This window comes from Amycolatopsis umgeniensis (assembly GCF_014205155.1).
GTDB lineage: Bacteria > Actinomycetota > Actinomycetes > Mycobacteriales > Pseudonocardiaceae > Amycolatopsis > Amycolatopsis umgeniensis.
This window is the reverse complement of the sequence record NZ_JACHMX010000001.1, coordinates 6,767,446-6,787,661: the sequence shown is the minus strand read 5'-3', so window position 1 is coordinate 6,787,661 and position 20,216 is coordinate 6,767,446. Positions and strand designations below refer to the sequence as shown.

General features: G+C 68.7%; 20 protein-coding genes. 3 read left to right on the top strand and 17 right to left on the bottom strand.

From position 1 onward, the window contains the following. Positions 1 to 207 precede the first annotated feature (207 nt). Positions 208 to 1,548 carry an aldehyde dehydrogenase family protein gene (locus HDA45_RS31710; protein ID WP_184901537.1) on the top strand — a complete coding sequence of 447 codons (1,341 nt, stop codon included), beginning with the start codon at positions 208 to 210 and terminating at the stop codon, positions 1,546 to 1,548. 387 nt (positions 1,549 to 1,935) lie between these two features. Here the strand turns inward: HDA45_RS31710 and HDA45_RS31705 are convergent, their stop codons facing one another. From HDA45_RS31705 to HDA45_RS31650, 12 genes are all read right to left on the bottom strand, one after another. Beyond that, entirely contained in the window at positions 1,936 to 3,738 is a 1,803-nt protein-coding gene (locus HDA45_RS31705; RefSeq protein ID WP_184901535.1) for a glycosyl transferase, read from the bottom strand. Positions 3,739 to 3,747: 9 nt separating this feature from the next. After that, positions 3,748 to 4,824, bottom strand: coding sequence for a serpin family protein (locus HDA45_RS31700; protein WP_184901533.1), 1,077 nt, complete (start codon positions 4,822 to 4,824; stop codon positions 3,748 to 3,750). Between the two features lie 573 nt (positions 4,825 to 5,397). After that, a complete protein-coding gene (locus HDA45_RS31695; RefSeq protein ID WP_184901531.1) occupies positions 5,398 to 6,669 on the bottom strand; it encodes a deoxyguanosinetriphosphate triphosphohydrolase in 1,272 nt (423 codons plus the stop codon). A 29-nt stretch (positions 6,670 to 6,698) separates the two neighbouring features. Continuing rightward, a complete protein-coding gene (locus HDA45_RS31690; RefSeq protein ID WP_184901529.1) occupies positions 6,699 to 7,361 on the bottom strand; it encodes an ElyC/SanA/YdcF family protein in 663 nt (220 codons plus the stop codon). Positions 7,362 to 7,393: 32 nt separating this feature from the next. Continuing rightward, positions 7,394 to 7,999 (bottom strand): response regulator, encoded by a 606-nt coding sequence (locus HDA45_RS31685; protein WP_184901527.1) that lies wholly within the window; start codon positions 7,997 to 7,999, stop codon positions 7,394 to 7,396. Beyond that, positions 7,996 to 9,192 carry a histidine kinase gene (locus HDA45_RS31680; protein WP_184906246.1) on the bottom strand — a complete coding sequence of 399 codons (1,197 nt, stop codon included), beginning with the start codon at positions 9,190 to 9,192 and terminating at the stop codon, positions 7,996 to 7,998. Before HDA45_RS31680 ends, HDA45_RS31685 begins: the two co-directional genes overlap by 4 nt. A gap of 15 nt (positions 9,193 to 9,207) precedes the next feature. Then, positions 9,208 to 9,936: an ABC transporter permease gene (locus HDA45_RS31675; protein ID WP_184901525.1), complete on the bottom strand. Its 729-nt coding sequence runs from the start codon at positions 9,934 to 9,936 to the stop codon at positions 9,208 to 9,210. Beyond that, entirely contained in the window at positions 9,933 to 10,856 is a 924-nt protein-coding gene (locus tag HDA45_RS31670) for an ABC transporter ATP-binding protein (RefSeq protein WP_184901523.1), read from the bottom strand. Before HDA45_RS31670 ends, HDA45_RS31675 begins: the two co-directional genes overlap by 4 nt. A gap of 156 nt (positions 10,857 to 11,012) precedes the next feature. Further along, complete coding sequence (locus HDA45_RS31665; protein ID WP_184901521.1) at positions 11,013 to 12,401, bottom strand: glycine--tRNA ligase; 1,389 nt, start codon at positions 12,399 to 12,401, stop codon at positions 11,013 to 11,015. A gap of 92 nt (positions 12,402 to 12,493) precedes the next feature. Beyond that, complete coding sequence (locus HDA45_RS31660; protein WP_184901519.1) at positions 12,494 to 13,159, bottom strand: class F sortase; 666 nt, start codon at positions 13,157 to 13,159, stop codon at positions 12,494 to 12,496. An 87-nt stretch (positions 13,160 to 13,246) separates the two neighbouring features. After that, entirely contained in the window at positions 13,247 to 13,876 is a 630-nt protein-coding gene (locus HDA45_RS31655; RefSeq protein WP_184901517.1) for a sortase domain-containing protein, read from the bottom strand. A 7-nt stretch (positions 13,877 to 13,883) separates the two neighbouring features. Further along, a complete protein-coding gene (locus HDA45_RS31650; protein WP_184901516.1) occupies positions 13,884 to 14,951 on the bottom strand; it encodes a hypothetical protein in 1,068 nt (355 codons plus the stop codon). A gap of 223 nt (positions 14,952 to 15,174) precedes the next feature. On the opposite strand from HDA45_RS31650, the gene HDA45_RS31645 reads away from it, so the two are divergent. After that, on the top strand, positions 15,175 to 15,558 hold the full coding sequence (locus HDA45_RS31645; protein WP_378317079.1) for an ArsR/SmtB family transcription factor: 384 nt from the start codon (positions 15,175 to 15,177) through the stop codon (positions 15,556 to 15,558). 2 nt (positions 15,559 to 15,560) lie between these two features. Beyond that, positions 15,561 to 15,974 (top strand): Fur family transcriptional regulator, encoded by a 414-nt coding sequence (locus tag HDA45_RS31640; protein ID WP_101606092.1) that lies wholly within the window; start codon positions 15,561 to 15,563, stop codon positions 15,972 to 15,974. 397 nt (positions 15,975 to 16,371) lie between these two features. Here HDA45_RS31640 and HDA45_RS31635 read toward each other — a convergent pair whose 3' ends face one another. Genes HDA45_RS31635 through recO form a run of 5 tightly spaced genes read right to left on the bottom strand, consistent with a single transcriptional unit; the run spans position 16,372 to position 20,189 of the window. Then, positions 16,372 to 17,097, bottom strand: coding sequence for a TIGR03943 family putative permease subunit (locus HDA45_RS31635; protein ID WP_184901512.1), 726 nt, complete (start codon positions 17,095 to 17,097; stop codon positions 16,372 to 16,374). Then, complete coding sequence (locus HDA45_RS31630) at positions 17,094 to 18,110, bottom strand: permease (RefSeq protein WP_184901510.1); 1,017 nt, start codon at positions 18,108 to 18,110, stop codon at positions 17,094 to 17,096. Before HDA45_RS31630 ends, HDA45_RS31635 begins: the two co-directional genes overlap by 4 nt. Before the next feature lie 37 nt (positions 18,111 to 18,147). Further along, positions 18,148 to 18,570 (bottom strand): hypothetical protein, encoded by a 423-nt coding sequence (locus HDA45_RS31625; RefSeq protein WP_184901508.1) that lies wholly within the window; start codon positions 18,568 to 18,570, stop codon positions 18,148 to 18,150. Continuing rightward, complete coding sequence (locus HDA45_RS31620) at positions 18,567 to 19,388, bottom strand: isoprenyl transferase (protein WP_020629380.1); 822 nt, start codon at positions 19,386 to 19,388, stop codon at positions 18,567 to 18,569. Before HDA45_RS31620 ends, HDA45_RS31625 begins: the two co-directional genes overlap by 4 nt. Positions 19,389 to 19,427: 39 nt before the next feature. Then, on the bottom strand, positions 19,428 to 20,189 hold the full coding sequence (recO, locus tag HDA45_RS31615) for a DNA repair protein RecO (RefSeq protein ID WP_184901506.1): 762 nt from the start codon (positions 20,187 to 20,189) through the stop codon (positions 19,428 to 19,430). Positions 20,190 to 20,216 lie beyond the last annotated feature (27 nt).

Below are 20,216 nucleotides of genomic sequence, written 5' to 3'. Positions count from 1 at the left end.
AGGTGGACGAGACGGCCCGCGCGGACGTGACAGCGGTACCGGTGACGTAGGCCACGAGACCGGAATGGAATCTGGTTAGCCTTTTCGCCGGAACCCCCATTCGATCAACGAAGGTACGCTTACGCTCGGCAATTCCTTCGATACAACCGATGCCGACACGTCGGTCTCTTCGGCGATCCCTCCGCACTCTCCCACCGGAGGAAACACATGGACCACCCGATGCTCGCCGTCGAAGACCCCGCGACGGGGCAACGGATCACGAACGTCCCGGACGCCGGACCCGATGATGTCGACAAAGCGGTACGGGCCGCCGCCCGCGCCTGGCCCGCCTGGCGCACCACCGATCGGCACGCCGCGTTGGCTTCGTGCGCTGTCGTCGTCGACGAGGCCGCGGCGGTGCTGGCCCCCGTGCTGACCGAAGAGCAGGGAAAGCCGCTGCGGGAGGCCAAAGCCGAGTTCGCCAGGGCAGCGGCGCGGTTCCGGCACTTCGCCCGGCTGAGACTCGAACCGCAGGTCGTCGGCGATGGCCGGGTCGAGGTGCACCGGCGGCCGCTGGGCCCGGTCGCCGCGATCACGCCGTGGAACTTCCCCGTGCAACTGGCCGTCGCGAAGCTCGCGCCCGCGTTCGCCGCGGGGAACACGGTGGTGCTGAAGCCGTCGCCGCGGACCCCGCTCACCACCCTGCACCTCGGCCGGATGCTGACGGAGGTGCTGCCACCGGGCGTGCTGACCGTGCTCACCGGGCAGGACCCGCTGGGCGAACGCCTGGTCGCCCACCCCGGCATCAAGAAGGTCGACTTCACCGGCTCCGTCCCCACGGGGAAGCACGTGGCCGCGGCGGCCGCGCCCGGGTTGAAACGGCTGGCGCTGGAACTGGGCGGCAACGATCCCGCGATCGTCCTCCCCGATACCGATCCCGCCGATATCGCGGAAAGACTGTTCTGGAGCGCTTTCGCCAACTGCGGGCAGAACCGCATGGCGGTCAAACGGGTCTACGCCGTCGGCCCCGCGTACGACGGCATCGTCGAGGCGCTGGCGGCCTTCGCGGAAACGGTGGTGGTGGGCGACGGGCGGGCACCCGGGACGCAGCTCGGCCCGGTGAACAACAAGCCGAGGTACGACCGCGTCATCGAACTCACCGAGGAGGCGCGGGCGGCGGGGGCCCGCATCGTCACCGGCGGACGGCTCGACGGACCCGGGTACTTCTTCGCCCCGGCGATCCTCGCCGAGGCGCACGACGGGATGCGGGTGGTGCGCGAGGAGCAGGCCGGCCCGGTGCTGCCGATCGTGCGATGCTCCACAGTGGACGAAGCCGTCGAACTCGCGAACGCCACGACGTCCGGCCTGTGCGGTTCGGTGTGGGGCGCGGACGAGGAGCGTGCCGCAGAGGTCGCGATGCGGCTCGAATGCGGCACGGTGCGGGTCAACGAGCACATGGCCAGAACCCTCGACGAACCGTTCGCTGGCTCACAGTGGAGCGGGCTCGGCGGCTCCTGGGGCGTCGATGAGGACACGGAACCTTTCGTCGTGCACCGGCGGCGAGGTTAGTCATCCGGCCGAGGTCGATCGCAGGTCCGTGAAGGACCTCTTGCCTACCCTGAAGGTAGGGAAGGAGGCCTTCATTTGTTTACCTACGTCTGACCTGCGCGTAGCTGGCGGCTCGATCTGTTCGGGGATCGACGGTGGAGGATTTGGGACGTTCAACGTCCCAAATCCTTCACGCTCGACCGCCGGCCACGCCAGTGGGCAAGCAAATCGAGGGTCGCCAAGGAGGCCTTCACTCTCTCCGTGATCGCCATGGTCGCCCCAGGGACACCATCAGTCACAGCGGCTGCGCGTGAAGGACTCCTTCACGCGGCTCCCAAGTACATGAAGGCCCCCTTCACAGCGCTAGACGCAAGGAAGGGGGCCTTCACGTACTCAACGGTGACCCGGTCAGGGAGTGATCGTCCGGACGTCCCAGACCCACACACCGTCGACGAACTCGGCGGGCTTCCGCAGCAGCAGGTCCACCGTGGCCCGGAACGCGTCCTGGTGTTCGCGCGGGATCAGTACGAGGACGTCCGCGTTCCAGTACCGCAGGTCTTCCAGCGCCTGCACGCGCTGCGACTCGGTGATCGTCGCCGGGATCCCGGTCTGCTTGACCTGGTCGAAGATGATCGACGTCGGCCGCTGGATCGCGCCGTAGCGGCCGCGTTTGTCCTCCGGGCCGCTCGGCCCGACGAAGTACCCCTCCGGCATCGAGTAGCCGAGTCCCGCGTCGATCTGCCAGTGCAGCGGCTCGGATTCGCCGGAACTCGGCAACGGCACGGGCACCACGGTCCCGCCGGGCGCGACGTAGTTCCGCCAGGTGCCGTCGGCGAGGAACCGCGGTGTCGGCGGGCGGTCCTTCACGATCAGTTGCGTCGGCGCGATCGGCAGCAGTACCGCGATGACGACGCCGATCCACACCAGCCGCAACGGGAATCGCCGCTCCCCCGGCACGTCGGGCAGCTTCGACGCGACCGCGTAGACGCGTTCGGTCGCCAGTGCCAGGAGAGCGCCGATGAGCGGGATGCAGCCCATCGCGAGCCGGGATTCCAGCAGTGATTCGAACAACGGCAGTTCCGACAGCAGTTTCCACGGCCCCGGGATGCCGGTTTCCTCGTGCACCACGACGAGTTGCACGCCGAGCGAGAGCCACGCCATCACGAACATCGAGACCGCCAGCGCCCGCGCGAACACCTCACGCCACAGCCAGACGGTGATGACCACCATCAGCACGATCAGCGGCCAGCCGAAGAAGGCGTTCTCCTCGGTGCGGTTCATCGACACGTCCGCGGCGGCGGCGGGCTGTCCGGCGACGGACTGCGTCGCGAACCGCGTGAACGCGGCCGTGTCGTTCCCGACGGGGCCGTGTTCGATCGCCTGATAGCTCTGCGGACCGAAGAACTGCCACCACAGCGGGAAAGCGCACAACACGAGCGCCACGAGGACACCGATGCCGACGCCGGTCCCCAGCGGTTTCGCCATCGGCGGGAACTCGCGGTAGTTCGTCGCGAAGTAGGCGATGGCGAAGATCGCGAACGCCATCGCGAAGATCAGCAGGGGCTCTTCGCCGAGGAAGATCTGGTACGCCGCCAGCAGGCCGAGGAAGATCCCGTTGCGGACCGGGCGTTCGCCGCGGGCGATCTTGAAGACCAGCAGCGCGATGAACGGCAGGACGAACCACGCGACGAAGTTCGGATGCGCGTTGCCGTGCGAGATCATCGGCGGGGCGAATCCGACGAACGCGCCGCCGATGGCCGCACCGACGCGGTGGGTGACCAGATGCCGCGAGAAGACCCAGTACCAGGCCGCCGCCGTACCGGCGAGACCGCCGGTGAGGGCGATCGCCCAGGTGACCGTCGGGCCGAAGGTGAGCGTGATCGGCGAAAGCGGGATGCCGATGCCGAGCATGGCCGTGTTGGCCATCAGGTTCACGCCGAGCGGATGGTTCTGGAAATGCGAGGAGAGCGGGTTCCTCAGATGCAGCACGTTGTCCGCGGTGACGGAGAAGAACCACTCCCACAGGTTCTGGTCCGAAGCGCTGTTCCAGAGATAGCCCTCTTTGAGATCGAGCCAGAGCCCGTTGTAGAGCAGGAAGGCGAACAGCAGGAAGCCGCCCATGATGGCGGCGTCGGCGGCGGCGAACCGGCGGGGTCTCGTGGGAGTCTCCTCGGCCTCCACGGCCGCCGCCTCAGCCTGGAAAAGACTCACTGACCATCCTCACGGCTCGACAACGCGGGCGAGAAAGTAGATCACACCCGTCGAGGCATGCCTCACGAGCAGAAGGAAGGGGCGATCGACGGCGACCTCGAGCGGTTCGTCGACCATGATCGACGTCAGCCGCATCAGCACCGCCGTCGCGGCGGCGCCTTCGAGGCCCTGTTCGTCGATGCGGAGCACGGACTGGTGGACGACCTCCGACACTTCGAGCCTGTCGTCGTCGGCGAGCCCGGTGAGATCGGCTCGGGCGGTGAACATCGTCCGCACGCCGAGTTCCTGCAGTTTCTCCGTCAGCGGGCTGTCGACATCGAGGTCGAGCTTCGGCAGCGACAGGGCGAGCGTCTTGGACCGCGTGTTCTCCAGCAGCCGCGCCAGCTTGCCCGCGTCGAGTTCGGCGTCGTCGAGCTCGCCGTCCGGCAGCAGGACGATCGCCTCCACCCCGCCCTCGGCACCGAGGCGGACGACCTGCCAGCCGTCCTCGTGGGTGTGGTCGAGCTGTTTTTCGAGCCACATCGTCGGGACCGTACGGGTCCCGGACGGCGCGTGGAAGTCCGCGGGCGCGGTGTTGTCACGCGAGAACGGATTGTTCCAAGCGGTTTTGAGATACAGCGCGTTGACGATCGCGGCGACGGTGTCCGGCGCGACCGTCCCCGGCTTCAGCAGTTCGGGGATCAGCTCGCGGGTGGCCTCGGCCACGTCGGCGTTGATCAGCCGCCGCGCGGCTTCCGGATCTTCGAGGAACGGGGCGCTCTCGACCTTGCCGCCCGGCCACGCCGCCAGTTCCTCGCGGAAGGAGTCCTCGAGAGGGAGCCCGTCCCAGGCCCAGAGCGTGTTCGCGACCGCGAGTTCGGGGCCGTCGTCGAGCAGCGACGAGGCCTTGCCCAGCAGGTCGGCGAGCTCGTCCGGGTCGCCGAGCAGCGCGATGAGCTCGTCTCTGGTCTTGCCCTTGGCGGCCTGCGTCACCAGGCCGAGCGCGCTCGCGATCGAGTACGGCGAGAAGCACGCGTTCTCCGCGCGGCTCGCCAGCACCCGATAGAGGTCCAGACCAAACCGGAGGTGGCTTTCGACAGCGCCCATGCCGCAGACCGTACCGTGGACGGGCCCGTCCGTCTCCTGTCCGAAAGTTCCGCGTTGGGTGGTTACCTCGGCTTCAGCCGTGGCTGCCCCGCCGTAAGTCCGTGAAGGCCTCCTTGGCGACCCCCGATTTGCTTGCCCACTGGCGTGGCCGGCGGTCGAGCGGGGAAGATTTGGGACATTCAACGTCCCAAATCCTCCCCACTCGCGTTGCCTGCCACCAGTCCGCGACCGGACGGACCCGCGCAACCACCGTCCTCACGCAAGTCAGACGAAGGTAGTGAAGGCCTCCTTCACTACCTTCAGGGTAGGCAAGGAGCCCTTCACGGCCCGCGCCTGCGACAACCGCAGCCAGAATGCCGGTAGGTACCTCAAGGCACCTTCAGCCCTAACCCGAATCGCCCCTCACGACCACCTGCACCGACACCCCACCCGGCGAACCATGTCGCGAAAGCCACTTTCAGGACATCAGACGTCCCGAAAGTGGCTTTCGCGACATCGACGACAGCAGCGACCACCGGGACCGGCTGGTCTTGAGTGGCAATTCAAGTTCTAGCCCGGACTGCCACGCACGACTCAGCCGTGGCGGCCCGTGTGCCAGGCATGCCACGCGTAGGCCTGGGCGTCCGTGAGCGAGGCCACCTGGTCGACGACCACGCGCAGGCGGGTCGCGTCGTCGGTCGCGGCCTCCCACGCGGGCAGGAACAGGCCGTCCAGCGCGTCCGGCGCGCGGCGGCACAGCGCGCCGACCAGCTCGGCGAGCGTCTGGCGCTGGCCGTCCTGCATCGCGAGACGCCGCCTGTCGCTCATCACGTACCGCAGCGCGAGCGCCTTGAACAACGCGACCTCGGCCGCGACCTGCTCCGGGATCACCAGTTGCGCGGCGTAGCGGCTCAACGGGCCCTCGCCGTAGACCTCGCGTGTCGCGCCGACGACCGCTGTCGCGAACCGGCCGACCAGCTCGCTCGTCAGCCGCTTCAGCGCGACCTGTGCCTTGAGCGATCCGTCGAGTCCCGGTTCGGTGAGTTCCGCGACCACGGGCAGGTCGAGCAGTTCCTTGGCCGCACCCTCCAAAGTGGACTGCGACTGGTGCGAGAACCTCCGCGCCGCCTCGGCCACCGCGGCGCGTTCCTCGGCGTCGGCCAGTACCCGCAACGAGATCCGGCCCGCCAGCACGCCGTCCTCGACGTCGTGCACGGAATACGCGACGTCGTCGGACCAGTCCATGATCTGTGCTTCCAGACAGGTCCGGCGATCCGGCGCACCCTCGCGGACCCAGGCGAAGACCTCGGCGTCGTCGGCGTAGACGCCGTACTTCGGATTGCCCTCTTCACGCCGCCAGGGATACTTCGTCGAGGCGTCGAGACAGGCGCGGGTGAGGTTCAGCCCGCCCACGGCCCCGCCCTCGAGCAGGACCTTGGGCTCCAGCCTGGTCAGGATCCGCAACGTCTGCGCGTTGCCCTCGAAACCGCCGCACGGCTGCGAGACCTCGTTCAGCGCGCGCTCGCCGTTGTGCCCGAACGGCGGGTGCCCGATGTCGTGCGCGAGCCCGGCGGTGTCCACCAGATCCGGATCCGCGCCCAGTTCGTCCGCGATCCCCCTGCCGATCTGCGCGACCTCCAGCGAATGCGTCAGCCGGGTGCGCGGCACCCCGCTGACCTCGGCACCTTCACCGGGGCCGACCACCTGGGTCTTGCCGGCCAGTCGCCGCAAGGCCGCCGAGTGCAGCACCCGCGCGCGATCACGGGCGAAGGCGCTCCGCCCGTCCTCGGCGCCCTCCAGCGCCGCACCCTTGGGCCGCTCGGGCAGCAGGCGCGCCCTGTCGGCCTCGGTGTAGGTGTCACTCACCCGTCCAGCTTAAGCGTGCGCACCGACACTTATCGGGCGTCGACCTCGCCGGTACCGAACAGAGTGTCCGCCGGGGACTTCGTGAGGCGGTAGTACAGCAGCGCGCCGGTCTCGCGGACGATGTAGCGCGCCTGCGTCTCGCGGGTCTGCACCACCGGGCCGCGGTGGGTGGGCGAGGTCCAGGTCTCCAGGCCGACATCGTCGGCCATGATCCGGGCACGGAACGAGTGCCACGGGTCGCTGACCAGCACCGCGGTCTTCCAGCCCCGTTTCTGCACCTGTTCGGCGACGGCGCGCAGGCTGCGCAGGGTGTCGCTGCCTTCACCGACCGGCAGCGTCGCCGACGCGGGCACGCCACGTTTGCGCAGCCACTGCGCGCCCGCCTGCGCCTCGGTGTAGTTGTCGTCGGCCTTCTTGCCGCCCGCGGTGACGATCGTCTTGGCGACACCCTGGTCGTACAGTGTCTTCGCCTTGGCCAGCCGGGACTCGAAGATCCCCGACGGCCTGCCGTTGTACTGGGCCGCGCCGAGCACCACGATGACGTCGGCCTGATCGCGCACGTCCTCCCGCGCGACCTGCCAGACGCGGAACGCCGTCCCGCCGATCACCGCGAAGACGACCAGCAGGAAACCCGCCACGGTCCGGCGCACCCAGTTCGCGCGGGTCGGCTTGGTCCGTTCGGCGGTACTCACGGGGGTGATTCTCGCAGAGCGCCGAGTCGGTCTCAGAGCCAGCCGTGCTCTTCCGCGAGCCGCACCGCCTCGGCCCTCGTCCTCGCCCCGGTCTTGCCGATCGCGGCCGAAAGATGGTTGCGCACGGTGCCTTCCGAAAGGTGCAGCGCACGGGCGACGTCGGCCACCGTGCTGCCGTCCTCGGCCGCTTTGAGGACGTCGCGCTCACGTCCGGTGAGCGGACTCGCGCCGGTGGCGAGCGATTCGGCGGCGAGCGCGGGATCGACCACCTTGAGTCCACTGTGGACCCTGCGGACTGCGTCCACGAGTTGCTCCGGCGGGGCGTCCTTGACCACGAATCCCGCGGCACCCGCGGCCATCGCCCGCGCGAGGTAACCGGGTCTGCCGAAGGTGGTGCAGATGATGATCCGGCACGACGGCAACGCGACGTGCAGCTCTGCGGCGGCTTCGAGGCCGTCCTTGCCCGGCATCTGGACGTCGAGCAGCGCGACGTCCGGCGTCGATTCCTTGGCCTTGGCGAGTACTTCGTCCCCTGAACCGATCTGAGCGACCACTTCGATGTCGGTTTCGAGGGCGAGCACCGTGGCCAGCGCCCCTCGTACCATCGCCTGGTCGTCGGCGAGCAGGACCCGGATCACGCACAGCCTCCAGCGGGTTCGGTGAGCGGCGCACGCGCACCGCTCCGGACGGCGGATTCCGGTACCTCCGCGCGGACGATCCATCCTCCCGCAGAAGGCGCTGTCGCGGTCAAGGTCCCACCGACCGCTTCCAGCCGTTCGGTGAGCCCGCGCAGGCCGTTCCCCGGCGTCACCTCGCCGCCGTCACCGTCGTCCTCGACTTCGAGCCAGGTCTTGCCGAAGCGGACTTTCACCCGCTTCGCCCCGGAGTGCCGGAGCACGTTGGTGACCGCCTCCCGCAGCACGTAGCCGAAGGTCCGCTGCAGGGCGGGATCGACGTTGTCCACCGCGTGCGGCAGATCCGCGTCGATCTCGGCCGCCCGCAGCGCCGCCCGCGCCCCGGCGACCTCCGCCGAAAGCGACACCTCGCGGTACTCGGAGACCGTGGCGCGGATGTCCGAGAGCGCGCTGCGAGTGAGGTTCTCGACCTCGCTGATCTCCTGCAGCGCGCGGCGTTCGTCCTTGCCGCTCTCCAGGATCCGGCGGGCGAGCCCGGCCTTGACCGTGATGGTGGTGAGGCTGTGGCCGAGGATGTCGTGCAGATCCCGCGCCAGGCGCTCGCGTTCACCCGCCACCGCGAGCGTCGCGATCTCCTGGTTCGCCGCCTCCAGTTTCCGCACCGCGCGGACCAGGTTCGCCATGAAGAACATCGCCGCCGTGATCGAAGTGGCCGCCACCAGATCGCCGAAGTCGTCCTTCCCGATGGCCAGGTGCACGATCAGCACCGCCAGCAGGGCGCCGCCGTCCAGGATCACCGCCCACGCCGGCGGCAGGGTGAAGGACAGCACCGCCGTCGCGTAGATCAGGATGTACGGGTTGTTGTCGTGCAGGAACACCAGGGTGAGGCCGATGAGCAGCATCACCACCGAGAAGACGTAGGTCGTCTTCCGCCGGGAAGGCCGCAGGCTGAGCGGGAACAGCACGTAGCAGGCGCCGTAGGCGATCATGAGAGCGGTGATCAGCAGCTCTTCACCGGTCACCCCGTCGGTGAACAGTTCGACCGCGGTGGGGACGAAGCTCGGCAGGATGAAGGCGATGCCGAGGATCGCCCACCGCCCCGGCCGGGGTCCCCGGCCGGTCCGCGGCGGCATGTCCGACCACCAGTTCTCACGGCTGTTCAAGCCCGTCTTGACCCTGCCCGGGTAGTCGTTCACCTGTTCACCCATTTCTCAGACCCGCGCGCTGTCCTTACGGTAACGCCTGATCACCAGCGCCCCGAGAACCGCGGTCCACGCCGCCAGCACACCGAGCGCGGCCGGGAGACTCACCGTGAGATGGTCGGTGACGACCGGGCGGACCAGCTGGATCAGCCAGTAGGTGGGCGTCACCTGGGCGACGTCGGCCATCCACGACGGCATCCCGTCGATCGGGATCCACAGGCCGCCGAGGAACCCCATGCCCATCATGACGATCATGTTCATCGGCTGCATCGACTCCGGCGTGCCGAACTGGCCGAGCAACAGGCCGAGCAGCACCAGCGGGATCGCGCCGAGCCAGATGCCGAGCACCAGCCGCAGCCAGCCCGCGGCGTCGAGGTGGACACCCTGGACCAGGACGCCGACCAGCGGAACGACGAGCAGGGACGGAAGCGCGACGAGCATCGCCGACAGCGCCTTGCCGCCGAGGTAACCGGTGCCGGTCAACGGGGTCAGCCGCAGCTGGCGCTGCCAGCCCGTGGACCGCTCGATGGCCAGCTTCGCGCCGCTCGTCATCGCGGCGGAGAAGGTGCCGAAGGCCATCATGTTGACCATGATCACCCCGGAGATGTCCACGCTGGCGGTGCTGAAAACGTTGGCCTGCAACAAGAACATCAGCACCGGGAAGGCGACGGCGAAGAGCACGAACCGCGTCGAACGGAAGGTGCGGACGATCTCGGTCTTGAGAAAGGTCGGGTTCATCGGACGGGTTCCTCGGTCGAGTCGGTCGTCAGGGAAAGGAAGGCGCCTTCGAGGCCGACGGCGCTGATCTCGATGTCGCGCGCTTCGGGCACCTGGGTCAGCAACGCCCGCAACGTGGCGTCGGAATCGGAACTGGAGATGGCGACGCGGCCGCCGCGGAGTTCGAAACCGGTGACCGCGGGCAGCCCCGCGATCACCGGTTCCGCCGCCGCAGGGACCACCGCGCGGACCGTGCGTCCCCCTGCCAGCGCACGGACCTGCGCGACCGAACCGTCCGCGACGATCCGCCCCGACCGCATCAGCACGACACGGTCGGCGAACTCTTCGGCCTCTTCGAGATAGTGGGTCGCGAACAGCACCGTGCGCCCGGAGTCCGTGTACTCGTACATGGACTTCCAGAACTCGCGGCGCGTGCCGACGTCCATCGCGGCGGTCGGCTCGTCGAGGATCAGGAGGTCGGGGTCGCTCACCAGCGCGACCGCGAACCGCACCCGCTGCTTCTGCCCACCGGAAAGCCTGGTGGAACGCCGGTTCGCGACGTCTTCGATCCCGGCGCGGCGCAGCGCTTCACGCACGGGCATCGGCTTGCGGTGCAACGCGGCGACCATACCGACGGTCTCGGCGACCGTGAGATCCTCGACGAGCGCGCCGCCCTGCAGCATCGCGCCGATCATCCCGTCGCCGACGGCGTCGGCCGGTTCGCGTCCGAAGACGTTCACGGTGCCGGTGTCGGGCACGGTGAGGCCCAGGATCATGTCGATCGTGGTGGATTTGCCCGCGCCGTTGGGGCCGAGGAGCGCGACCACCTCGCCCGGCGCGATCGTCAGGTCCACGCCGTCGACGGCGTGGACGTCGCCGTAGTGCTTACGCAGGCCGGAAAGCCGTACCGCCGCCCCCGCGGTGATGTCTTGTTCTCGCATACCCAGAGCTTGTCGCGCGGGGACGTCCTGTCCGTGGGCCGCGCGTCACGACCTGAGGGTGACAGTTGTCAGGGGTGGGGTCGGCGGAGGTGCAGGAAGGCCCCCTTACTTGCGCCTAACGCAAGGAAGGGGGCCTTCCTGTACCTCAAAGGGGTGTCAGGCGCCGATCAGGCGACCCGCCAGGTACGACTCCAGCTTGTCGATCGCGATCCGCTCCTGCGCCATGGTGTCGCGCTCCCGCACGGTCACCGCGTGGTCGTTGAGCGAGTCGAAGTCGACGGTGACGCAGTACGGCGTCCCGATCTCGTCCTGACGCCGGTACCGGCGGCCGATCGCGCCGGCGTCGTCGAAGTCGACGTTCCAGTGCTTGCGCAGCGCCGCCGCGACGTCGCGCGCCTTCGGCGTGAGGTCGGCGTTGCGGGACAGCGGGAGGACGGCGACCTTGAACGGCGCGAGCCGGTAGTCCAGCTTGAGCACCGCGCGGGTGTCGGTGCTGCCCTTGGCGTTCGGCACCTCTTCCTCGTGGTAGGCGTCGACGAGGAACGCCATCATCGACCGGCCGACACCGGCCGCGGGCTCGATGACGAACGGGCGGAACCGCTGCTTCGTGGCCTGGTCGAAGAACGACAGGTCGACGCCGGAGTGGTTCGAGTGCGTCGTGAGATCGAAGTCGGTGCGGTTCGCGATGCCCTCGAGCTCGCCCCACTCCTGGCCCGCGTTGAACGCGAAGCGGTACTCGATGTCGACGGTGCGCTTCGAGTAGTGGGAGAGCTTTTCCTTCGGGTGCTCGTAGAGGCGGAGGTTGTCCGCCTTGATCCCGAGGTCCTTGTACCACTCGGTGCGCGCGTCGATCCAGTACTGGTGCCAGGTCTCGTCCTCGCCCGGCTCGACGAAGAACTCCATCTCCATCTGCTCGAACTCGCGCGTGCGGAAGATGAAGTTGCCCGGCGTGATCTCGTTCCGGAACGACTTGCCGATCTGGCCGATGCCGAACGGCGGCTTCTTGCGGGCCGCCGTCTGCACGTTGAGGAAGTTGATGAAGATGCCCTGCGCCGTCTCCGGGCGGAGGTAGTGCACGCCTTCCTCGGACTCGACCGGGCCGAGGTAGGTCTTCAGCATCATGTTGAAGTCACGCGGCGCGGTGTACTCGCCCCGGTTGCCGCAGTTCGGGCACGGGACCTCGGACAGATCGTCCTCGGACACCTCCTTGCCCGTCCGCGCGGAGAAGTCCTCGGCCAGCTGATCGGCGCGGAAACGCTTGTGGCACGAGAGACATTCGATCAACGGGTCGGTGAAGACGTCGAGGTGACCCGACGCGCTCCAGACCTGGCGGGGAAGGATCACCGAGGAGTCGAGGCCGACGACGTCGTCCCGGCTCTGCACGACGGTCTTCCACCACTGGCGCTTGATGTTGTCCTTGAGTTCGACCCCGAGCGGCCCGTAGTCCCACGCCGACTTGGTACCGCCGTAGATCTCTCCACACGGGAAAACGAAGCCTCGACGCTTACACAGGCTGACGACGGTCTCAATGGTGTTCGCGGGCACTCCACGCTCCGAAGCATGCGGGGACGGTTAGGACTTGGAACGACAAGCCTAACCGGAGGACCCCGCACGACCTCCGGCGAGGTTGGAACGGCTCAGGGCTTGCTGACCAACGAGGCGGTGACGATGCGGTTGTCCTCGTAGCCGTCGGTCCCGCCGACGTACTCGCCACCACACGTGACCAGCACCAGCCGGTGCGGCCCGTCCGGTCCGAACAGCTTCTCCGCCTGGTCGGCCAGCTTCGTCTTGTGCACGGTGACGACCTCGCCGATCTTGTAGACCCACTTGCCGCCGTCGGTGTCGACGAGCGAGACCTCCTGCCCGGTCTTGAGCCGCCACAACTCGTCGAACGGGCCCTTCTTGCCCTTCCAGTTCACATGCCCGGAAAGCAGGGAAGCGCCCTGGTCCGCGCCCAGTTTCGCGCCCCACCAGGTGGCTTCGTCGAGACCCTCGGGGATGGGGAGGGTCCCGTCGGCGGTCAGTTCCTTGCGGATCAGTTTCGCCGTGCCGCCGCCGGGCAGTTTGACCGTGCCGGGCGCCTGGCCGGTGTCGGCCGGGACTTCGGCCGTCTGTACCGCGGACGTGTTCGCCTGGTCCTGAGCGGCCGCGGCGACCACCGGGTCACTCTTTGCGGTGAACACCAGCACCGCGGCCACGGCCGCCACCACGAAGATCGCGGCGACGGCGAGGATCACCCCCAGCTTGGAGCGCTTCTTCGGCTGCTCCTCGCTCGCCGGGCTGTCGTCGAACTGTCCCACCATCGGGTATTACTCCTTGCTCGCGTCAAGCCGCCGGAGCGGCCGGTGTCGCTAGACACGCGTCGCGAGCCGAGGTGGGTTGCACCGACTTCAGGCGGGCGGCCCGGAGACGGGAGTCGCGACGACGACCCGGTTGTCCCGGTAGCCGTCCGTCCCGCCGAGGTAGTCGCCGCCGCAGGTGACCAGGACCAGCCGGTGCGGCCCGCTCTGGGTGAACAGCTTCGCCGCCTGCGCGGGCAGGTCGTTCTTGTGCACGGTGACGACCTCGCGCACGCGGTAGACCCAGATCCCGCCCGCGGCGTCGCTGACGGCCACCTCCTGGCCGTCCCGCATCCGCCACAGCTCGTCGAACGGCCCTTTGGCGCCGCCCCAGTTGACGTGCCCGGAGATGAGGGCCGTGCCGGCTTCGGCGCCGAGCCGGGCGCCCCACCACGCCGCGTCGCCGAGTCCACGCGGGATCGGGAGGACACCGTCGGAGTTGACCTCGGAGCGGACGAGCTTCGCCGAACCGCCTTCGGGCAAGCGGATCGTGCCGGGCTTCTGCCCGCGCTTCGAACTGTCGGCGGGCAGCGCCAGGGGAGCGCCGTCTTCCCCCGGCATGACGGCGGGCTCCGCGAACGGGACCGCCTGTTCCGGCGGGATCCAGGTCAGCACGATCACGCCCGCTGAGATGGCGAGCGCGGAGACGACGGCGGAGAACCCCGCCAGCCAGTTCCGCACGGGGCCGCTACTTCTCCCGCACGGGAACGGGTTTGCGGCGACGGTGGACCAGCATGGCCGCGGCGCCGATCAGGATCCCGCCGCCCAGCAGCCCGAGGCCGACCACGGTCCGAGTCGAGTCGGCGGCCTGCGGCGGGATACCGCCCGCGGGCACCGTCCCCGGCACCGCGGGCTGCTCGGGCGCCGCGCCCGGGCCGGTCCCGCCGGCGGGCTTCGCCACGAAGTTCTTCGGGATCGCGCAGCTCACGCCGCCGAGCACGATCGACGTACGGGCCTCGCGCAGATCCTTGCCCGCCGCGTCACGCACGTGCGTGACGATGTCCAGTTTCCAGCCGGCCACCGCGGTCACGTCGCCGTTGCGCCAGCCGCTCTGCCGGATCAACTGGTCGAACGCGGTCACCCGGGACACGACCAGGTCGGAGGTGGTCCTGTCCTTGCTGATGTTCTCGTTGTCGACGACCGACGGCGGGCCGAGCTTGAGCCCCTTGACGTCGACGCCCGAAGCACCGGCCTGCCTCAGCGTGCCGTTGTCGCGCACCCAGATCTTGCCCACGCTCGTCGACGACGTCGCCTTGCCGGGCGAACCGCAGTCGACGGCGCTTTTCGCGCCTTCGAGCACGAGCACGGTGTTGTCGGCGGGCTTCGCACCGCCGTTCCCGTTGTCGATCAGGGCGTAGTTGCTCTCCGCGACCGCTGTCGGGACCGTGGTCTGCTGGAGGGCGGCGAGCACGTTGTGGTCGCGGCTGGCGATACCGGCCGGATACGGGCTCTGCGTCCCGTAGCGGCCCAGGTTGATGTCCCACTTCTTGCCGAAGGTGTTCCGCTCGCCGTCGTTGAGGGGGACGACGGTGCGATCCGGGGAGAGTTTCGACTGGCCGGGCGTCAGCGGTGACCGCTGCGTCTCCGTGATCAGCGATCCCGAGTCCCCGATGCGCACCGACGCCACGTTCGCGAACGACACGGGGCCGGTCTTCTCATCGACGGCCTGCGTCGTCTGCGCCGAGGCGAGCCCCGGAACCGACGCCAAAGCGAAGGCCGCCGTCGCGGCGGCCAGCTTCGTCACGAAACGAGTCATGTCTCCCCACTGCCTCTCAGACCCTCGCGACAACCTTGCACCGTTAGCGACCACATGCGAAGTGGAATGGTCATTTCTTTGCTAAGTCACCCGAATGGAGCAGTAACGTAGCCGCCAAGTGGTCGCCCGGTCGGCGAACAGACCACCGGTGGCGGGAACACTAAGATGGGCTGGACTGTTACTGGCAATGACTTCGGAAATCATGATGGACATGGAGGCGGCAATGGCTACGGTGACCCCGGACTCCGCCGCCCCGGGCTTCACGGAAGACCCCGGTCCGCATTCGACGGCCCGTCCCCCCGCCGAGCCCGCGACGTCGGCCTCGGCCGCCGTCCTCGCGGACGCCGGCGACCTGCTCAGGGCGCTCGCAGCACCCGTGCGTATCGCGATCGTCCTGCAACTGCGTAACGCGGACAGGTGCGTGCACGAACTTGTTGACACGCTCGATGTGGCGCAGCCGCTGATCAGCCAGCACCTGCGGGTGCTCAAGACGGCGGGTGTCGTACAGGGTGAGCGACGCGGCCGTGAGGTGGTGTACCGACTGGTCGACGATCACCTTGCGCATATCGTGGTGGACGCCGTAGCCCACGTTCAGGAGGGGAAGTGAGCATGAGTCCGACGACGGCCAACAGTTCCGCGCCGGTGCCGGGACGCCGGTCGACCAAACAGCGGGCCGCCGTGGTCGAGCTGCTCAAGGCGATCGACGACTTCCGTTCCGCCCAGGAACTGCACGACGAGCTGCGCAAACGCGGCGACGGCATCGGCCTCACCACGGTATACCGGACGCTGCAGTCGCTGTCGGAGGCCGGCGAGATCGACGTCCTGCGCACCGATACCGGCGAGGCCATCTACCGGCGCTGCTCGTCGCACCACCACCATCACCTGGTGTGCCGTCTGTGCGGCAGCACCGTCGAGGTCGAGGGGCCGGCCGTCGAACGCTGGGCCGAGAAGATCGCTTCGGAGCACGGCTTCTCCGACATCAGCCACACCGTGGAGATAGTCGGAACCTGCTCGAATCACTGACGTCGGTACCGAGGCGCCATTCTCTTGAGTACGTGAAGGCCTCCTTGGCGACCCCCGATTTGCTTGCCCACTGGCGTGGCCGGCGGTCGAGCGTGAAGGATTTGGGACACTCAACGTCCCAAATCCTTCACGCTCGGTCCCGTCGCTCAGGGATCTGGGCACTGAGCGCCCCCCATCCCCTGTGCTGGATGCCGGCGCGGTCGAGTGGGGAGGATTTGGGACGTTCAACGTCCCAAATCCTCCCCACTCGGGTTGCCTGCCACCGGTCCGCGACCGGATGGACCCGCGCAACCACCGTCCTCACGCAAGTCAGACGAAGGTAGTGAAGGCCTCCTTCACTACCTTCAGGGTAGGCAAGGAGGCCTTCACGGACCGGTCCCGCGACCATCGAGCGCCCTCAGTACTCGTAAGGGTCCTTCGGCGCCGGAACCTGCTTCACCGAAGTGAGCGTGAAGTCCGGCATGTAGCTGTTCTCCCGCACCGCGGTACCCGGCACGACCGTCCCGGTCACCTCCAGCCAGGTGTCGTCGCCGAACGCCGAAACCCCGTCGCCCACCAGCCGCACGGTGATCGGGAAGGCGTCGGCCGCACAGCAGCCGATGACCATCCTGGCCAGCATCGTGTTGCCCTCGTTGTGCACGACGAACCCCGAAAGCCGCACTGTGCGCCCGTTCAGCGTGCCGCTCTTGTCCCAGCCCGCGCGGCTGACGAAGTCGTTGACCTCCAGCGGCACCACGTCGCCGGCGGGCAGGGGCGGGAAGGCGGCCGCGTTGCTCGCCGACGCGCTCTGCGGCGCCCTGGCCTCGGTCCTGGTCACCGAGTCGGCACCCAGCGCGGGCGGCGCGACCAGGAAGACGGCCAGCACCGGCACCATCAGCAGCCAGGCGGATCGGGTGTTGTGGTCGTGCGCGTGGACGTCCCCGGAAGCGACGGCGGCGGCCCGCGCGGCCAGCAGGTCGCGGACGATCGCGACCGCGCCCAGCGCGACCATCACCGCGCCGCCCGCGATGATCCACGGCTGCTGCGCGGGTTTGACGTAGCGCAGGTAGTCGCCGTTGATCGTGATCTTGAGCAGTGCCCCGCCGAGCAGGATCAGCAGGATGTTCTGGGTCTCGCGTTTCACGCGCCACCTCCGAGGATGAGCACGCCCGAAATCACGGCGCACGACAGCGCGACGACGAACGTCACCGGCGCGAACCGCAGCGCGAAGGATTTGCCGAAGGTGCCCGTCTGCAGGGCGAACAGTTTCACGTCGATCGCGGGCCCGACCACGAGGAAGACCAGTTTCGGCAGCAGCGGCATCGCGGTCAGCGACGCGGCGACGAAGGCGTCGGCCTCACTGCACAGCGCCAGGACGACGGCGAGCACGGCCATCACCAGCACCCCGAGCACGATCTGCTCCCCCAGCACCCCGAACCACTTGGCGGGCACCAGCACGTTCATCGTGGCCGCGATCATCGCGCCGAGTACGAGGAAACCGCCCGCCTCGACCAGATCGCCCCGTGCGGTCTCGGCGAAGGTCTTCCACCGCGAGCCGTGCCGGACCTCCGGCAGCCGCCGCAGCGCCCGCTCGGCGATCCAGTCGAGCTTGCCCCACTTCGCCCACAACCAGCCCATCACCATCGCGGTGGCGAGCGAACCGGCGAACCGGGCGAACACCATCTCCGGATTCCCGGGGAACGCCACCGCCGTGGCGACCAGCACCACCGGGTTCACCGCGGGAGCGGCCAGCAGGAACGTCAGCGCGGCCGCGGGCGCGACACCCTGGCCCATCAGCCGTCGCGCGACCGGCACGGACGCGCATTCACAGCCCGGCAGGGCGACCCCGGCCAGCCCCGCGACGCCCACCGCCGCACCGGCCCGGCGAGGGAGCACCTTCTCCAGCACCCGCGCGGGGACGAACGCCGCGATCGCGCCGCTGATCAGCACCCCGAGCACCAGAAACGGCAAAGCCTGCACGCAGACGGCGACGAACACCGTCGAGCCGGTCCGCAGCGCGGGCACGTCGAACACCTGCTGGAGCCAGCTCTGCCCGAGGATCGCGATCAGCAGGATCGCGCAGAGCACCTCGATCGAGGTGATCTTGAACCGCCGGGCCGGCTTCTTCTCCGGGGCGCTCCTGGAAATGGTTTCCATGCGCGAGATGATGCCAGGTGACCCTGTGTCCCGGCGGTCACTCCCCGGGAGCGGTGCCCAGCAGATCGGTGCGCAGCTGCGAAGCGGTCGAGATGACCAGCATGAGCAGCGTCCCGAGCGGCGAGGAGTCCATGCCCTCGGCCGGGAACGCGTACCTCAGCGTGATGTCGAGCCCCTTCTCCGAACGCACGACCCCGAGCGTCCCGAACAGCCCCTGCCCGGCGCGTTCCGCCGCCGAGGCCGCGATCGCCGGGTCGTCCGGCAGATCCCAGGCGACCACGCAGGTCAGGCTCAGCACCGTCAGTCCTTCGGCCAGCCGGGTCGCCTGGATGACACACGGGACGTCCGCGTGCGAGAAGGTCAGCGCGCCGTCGTCGTCGACGTGGACTTCGAGATAGCGCTCGAGGGCTTCTCGTGCGGCGGTGAGCAAAGCCGCCGTGTCCGCCGCTTCGGTCGTCATGAAGTTCCTTCCGAAGCCTTGTCGATGGCCCCGCCGAAGCGGCGGTCCCGTTTCGCGAACTCGAGGCACGCCCGCCACAGGTGGGTGCGGTCGAAGTCCGGGAAGAGTGTGTCCTGGTAGACCATCTCGGCATAGGCCGACTGCCAGAGCAGGAAGTTCGACGTCCGCTGCTCCCCCGACGGCCGCAGGAACAGGTCCACGTCCGGCATGTCGGGCTGGTACAGGTACTTCCCGATGGTCTTCTCGGTGACCTTGTCCGGGTTCAGCTTCCCGTCGGCGACGTCCTGGGCGATCCGGCGCATCGCGTCGGCCAGTTCGGCACGGCCGCCGTAGTTGACGCACATGGTCATGTTCAGCGCCGTGTTGTTCTTGGTCTTTTCCTCGGCGACCTGCAGTTCCTTGATGACGCTCGCCCACAGCTTCGGACGGCGGCCCGCCCAGCGGATGCGGACGCCGATCGAGCCGAGGTAGTCGACCTGGCGGCGGATGGTGTCGCGGTTGAAGCCCATCAGGAAGCGGACCTCTTCCGGGCTCCGCTTCCAGTTCTCGGTGGAGAACGCGTACACCGAGAGCCATTTGACGCCCAGCTCCACGGCACCGCTGGCGACGTCGATCATCACCGCTTCACCGCGTTTGTGGCCCTCGATCCGCGGCAGGCCCCGCTGGTTGGCCCAGCGGCCGTTGCCGTCCATCACCAGCGCCACATGCTTCGGGAGGAGTTCCTGGGGGATCTCCGGCGGCCGGGCACCGGACTCGTGCGGCTCCGGCGCGCGAAGCTCGAATTGTGACGCCTTGTTCTCGCGTCCCCTGCGCAGCACCTTCGAGCCTCCTGATCGAGTGAACCTGTGCCTGCGACCCTACTGCGCTCCGGTGGCGCCCTCCCGCGCACGCCTCTCCACCAGCGGAAGTGAGCGCAACTGCCGCTCCAGATGCCATTGAAGATGCGCCGCGACCAGGCCGGACGCGTCCCGCCGCGGCACCGGCTGCGCCGCTTCGGCCACCGGCCACTCGCCGTGCAGGAGCGCCGCGAGCAGGGTCAGCACCTCTTGGGAGGGGTGGACACAGCCGGGAACCCGGCAATCCGGGCACATCGAGCCGCCGGCGGACACGCTGAACGCCTTGTGCGGTCCGGGCAGACCGCACCGGGCGCATTCGGTGATCGCGGGCGCCCAGCCCGCGTATGCCATGGCCCGCAGGAAGAAGGCGTCGAGGACGAGGGAACTGTCCCGTTCACCGCCCGCGAGCGCTCGAAGGGCGCCGACGACGAGCATGTACAGCTTGAGCACCGGTTCGCCCTCTTCGGCGGACAACCGGTCCGCCGTCTCGGCGATGGCGCTCGCGGCGGTGTAGCGCTGGTAATCGGCCACCAGTGGCAACGCGAAGGCGTCGACCGTCTCGACCTGGGTGATCACGTCGAGGGAGCGGCCGGTGTAGAACTGGACGTCGACGTGCCCGAACGGCTCGAGACGGGCCCCGAAACGCGATGACGTCCGACGCACGCCTTTCGCGACCGCACGGACCTTGCCGTGCCGCCGCGTGAGCAGGGTGATGATCCGGTCGGCCTCACCCAGCTTGTGCGTCCGCAACACCACTCCGGTGTCGCGATAGAGGTTCACCACCCCGACATCGTCCCACCCGGGACCGAC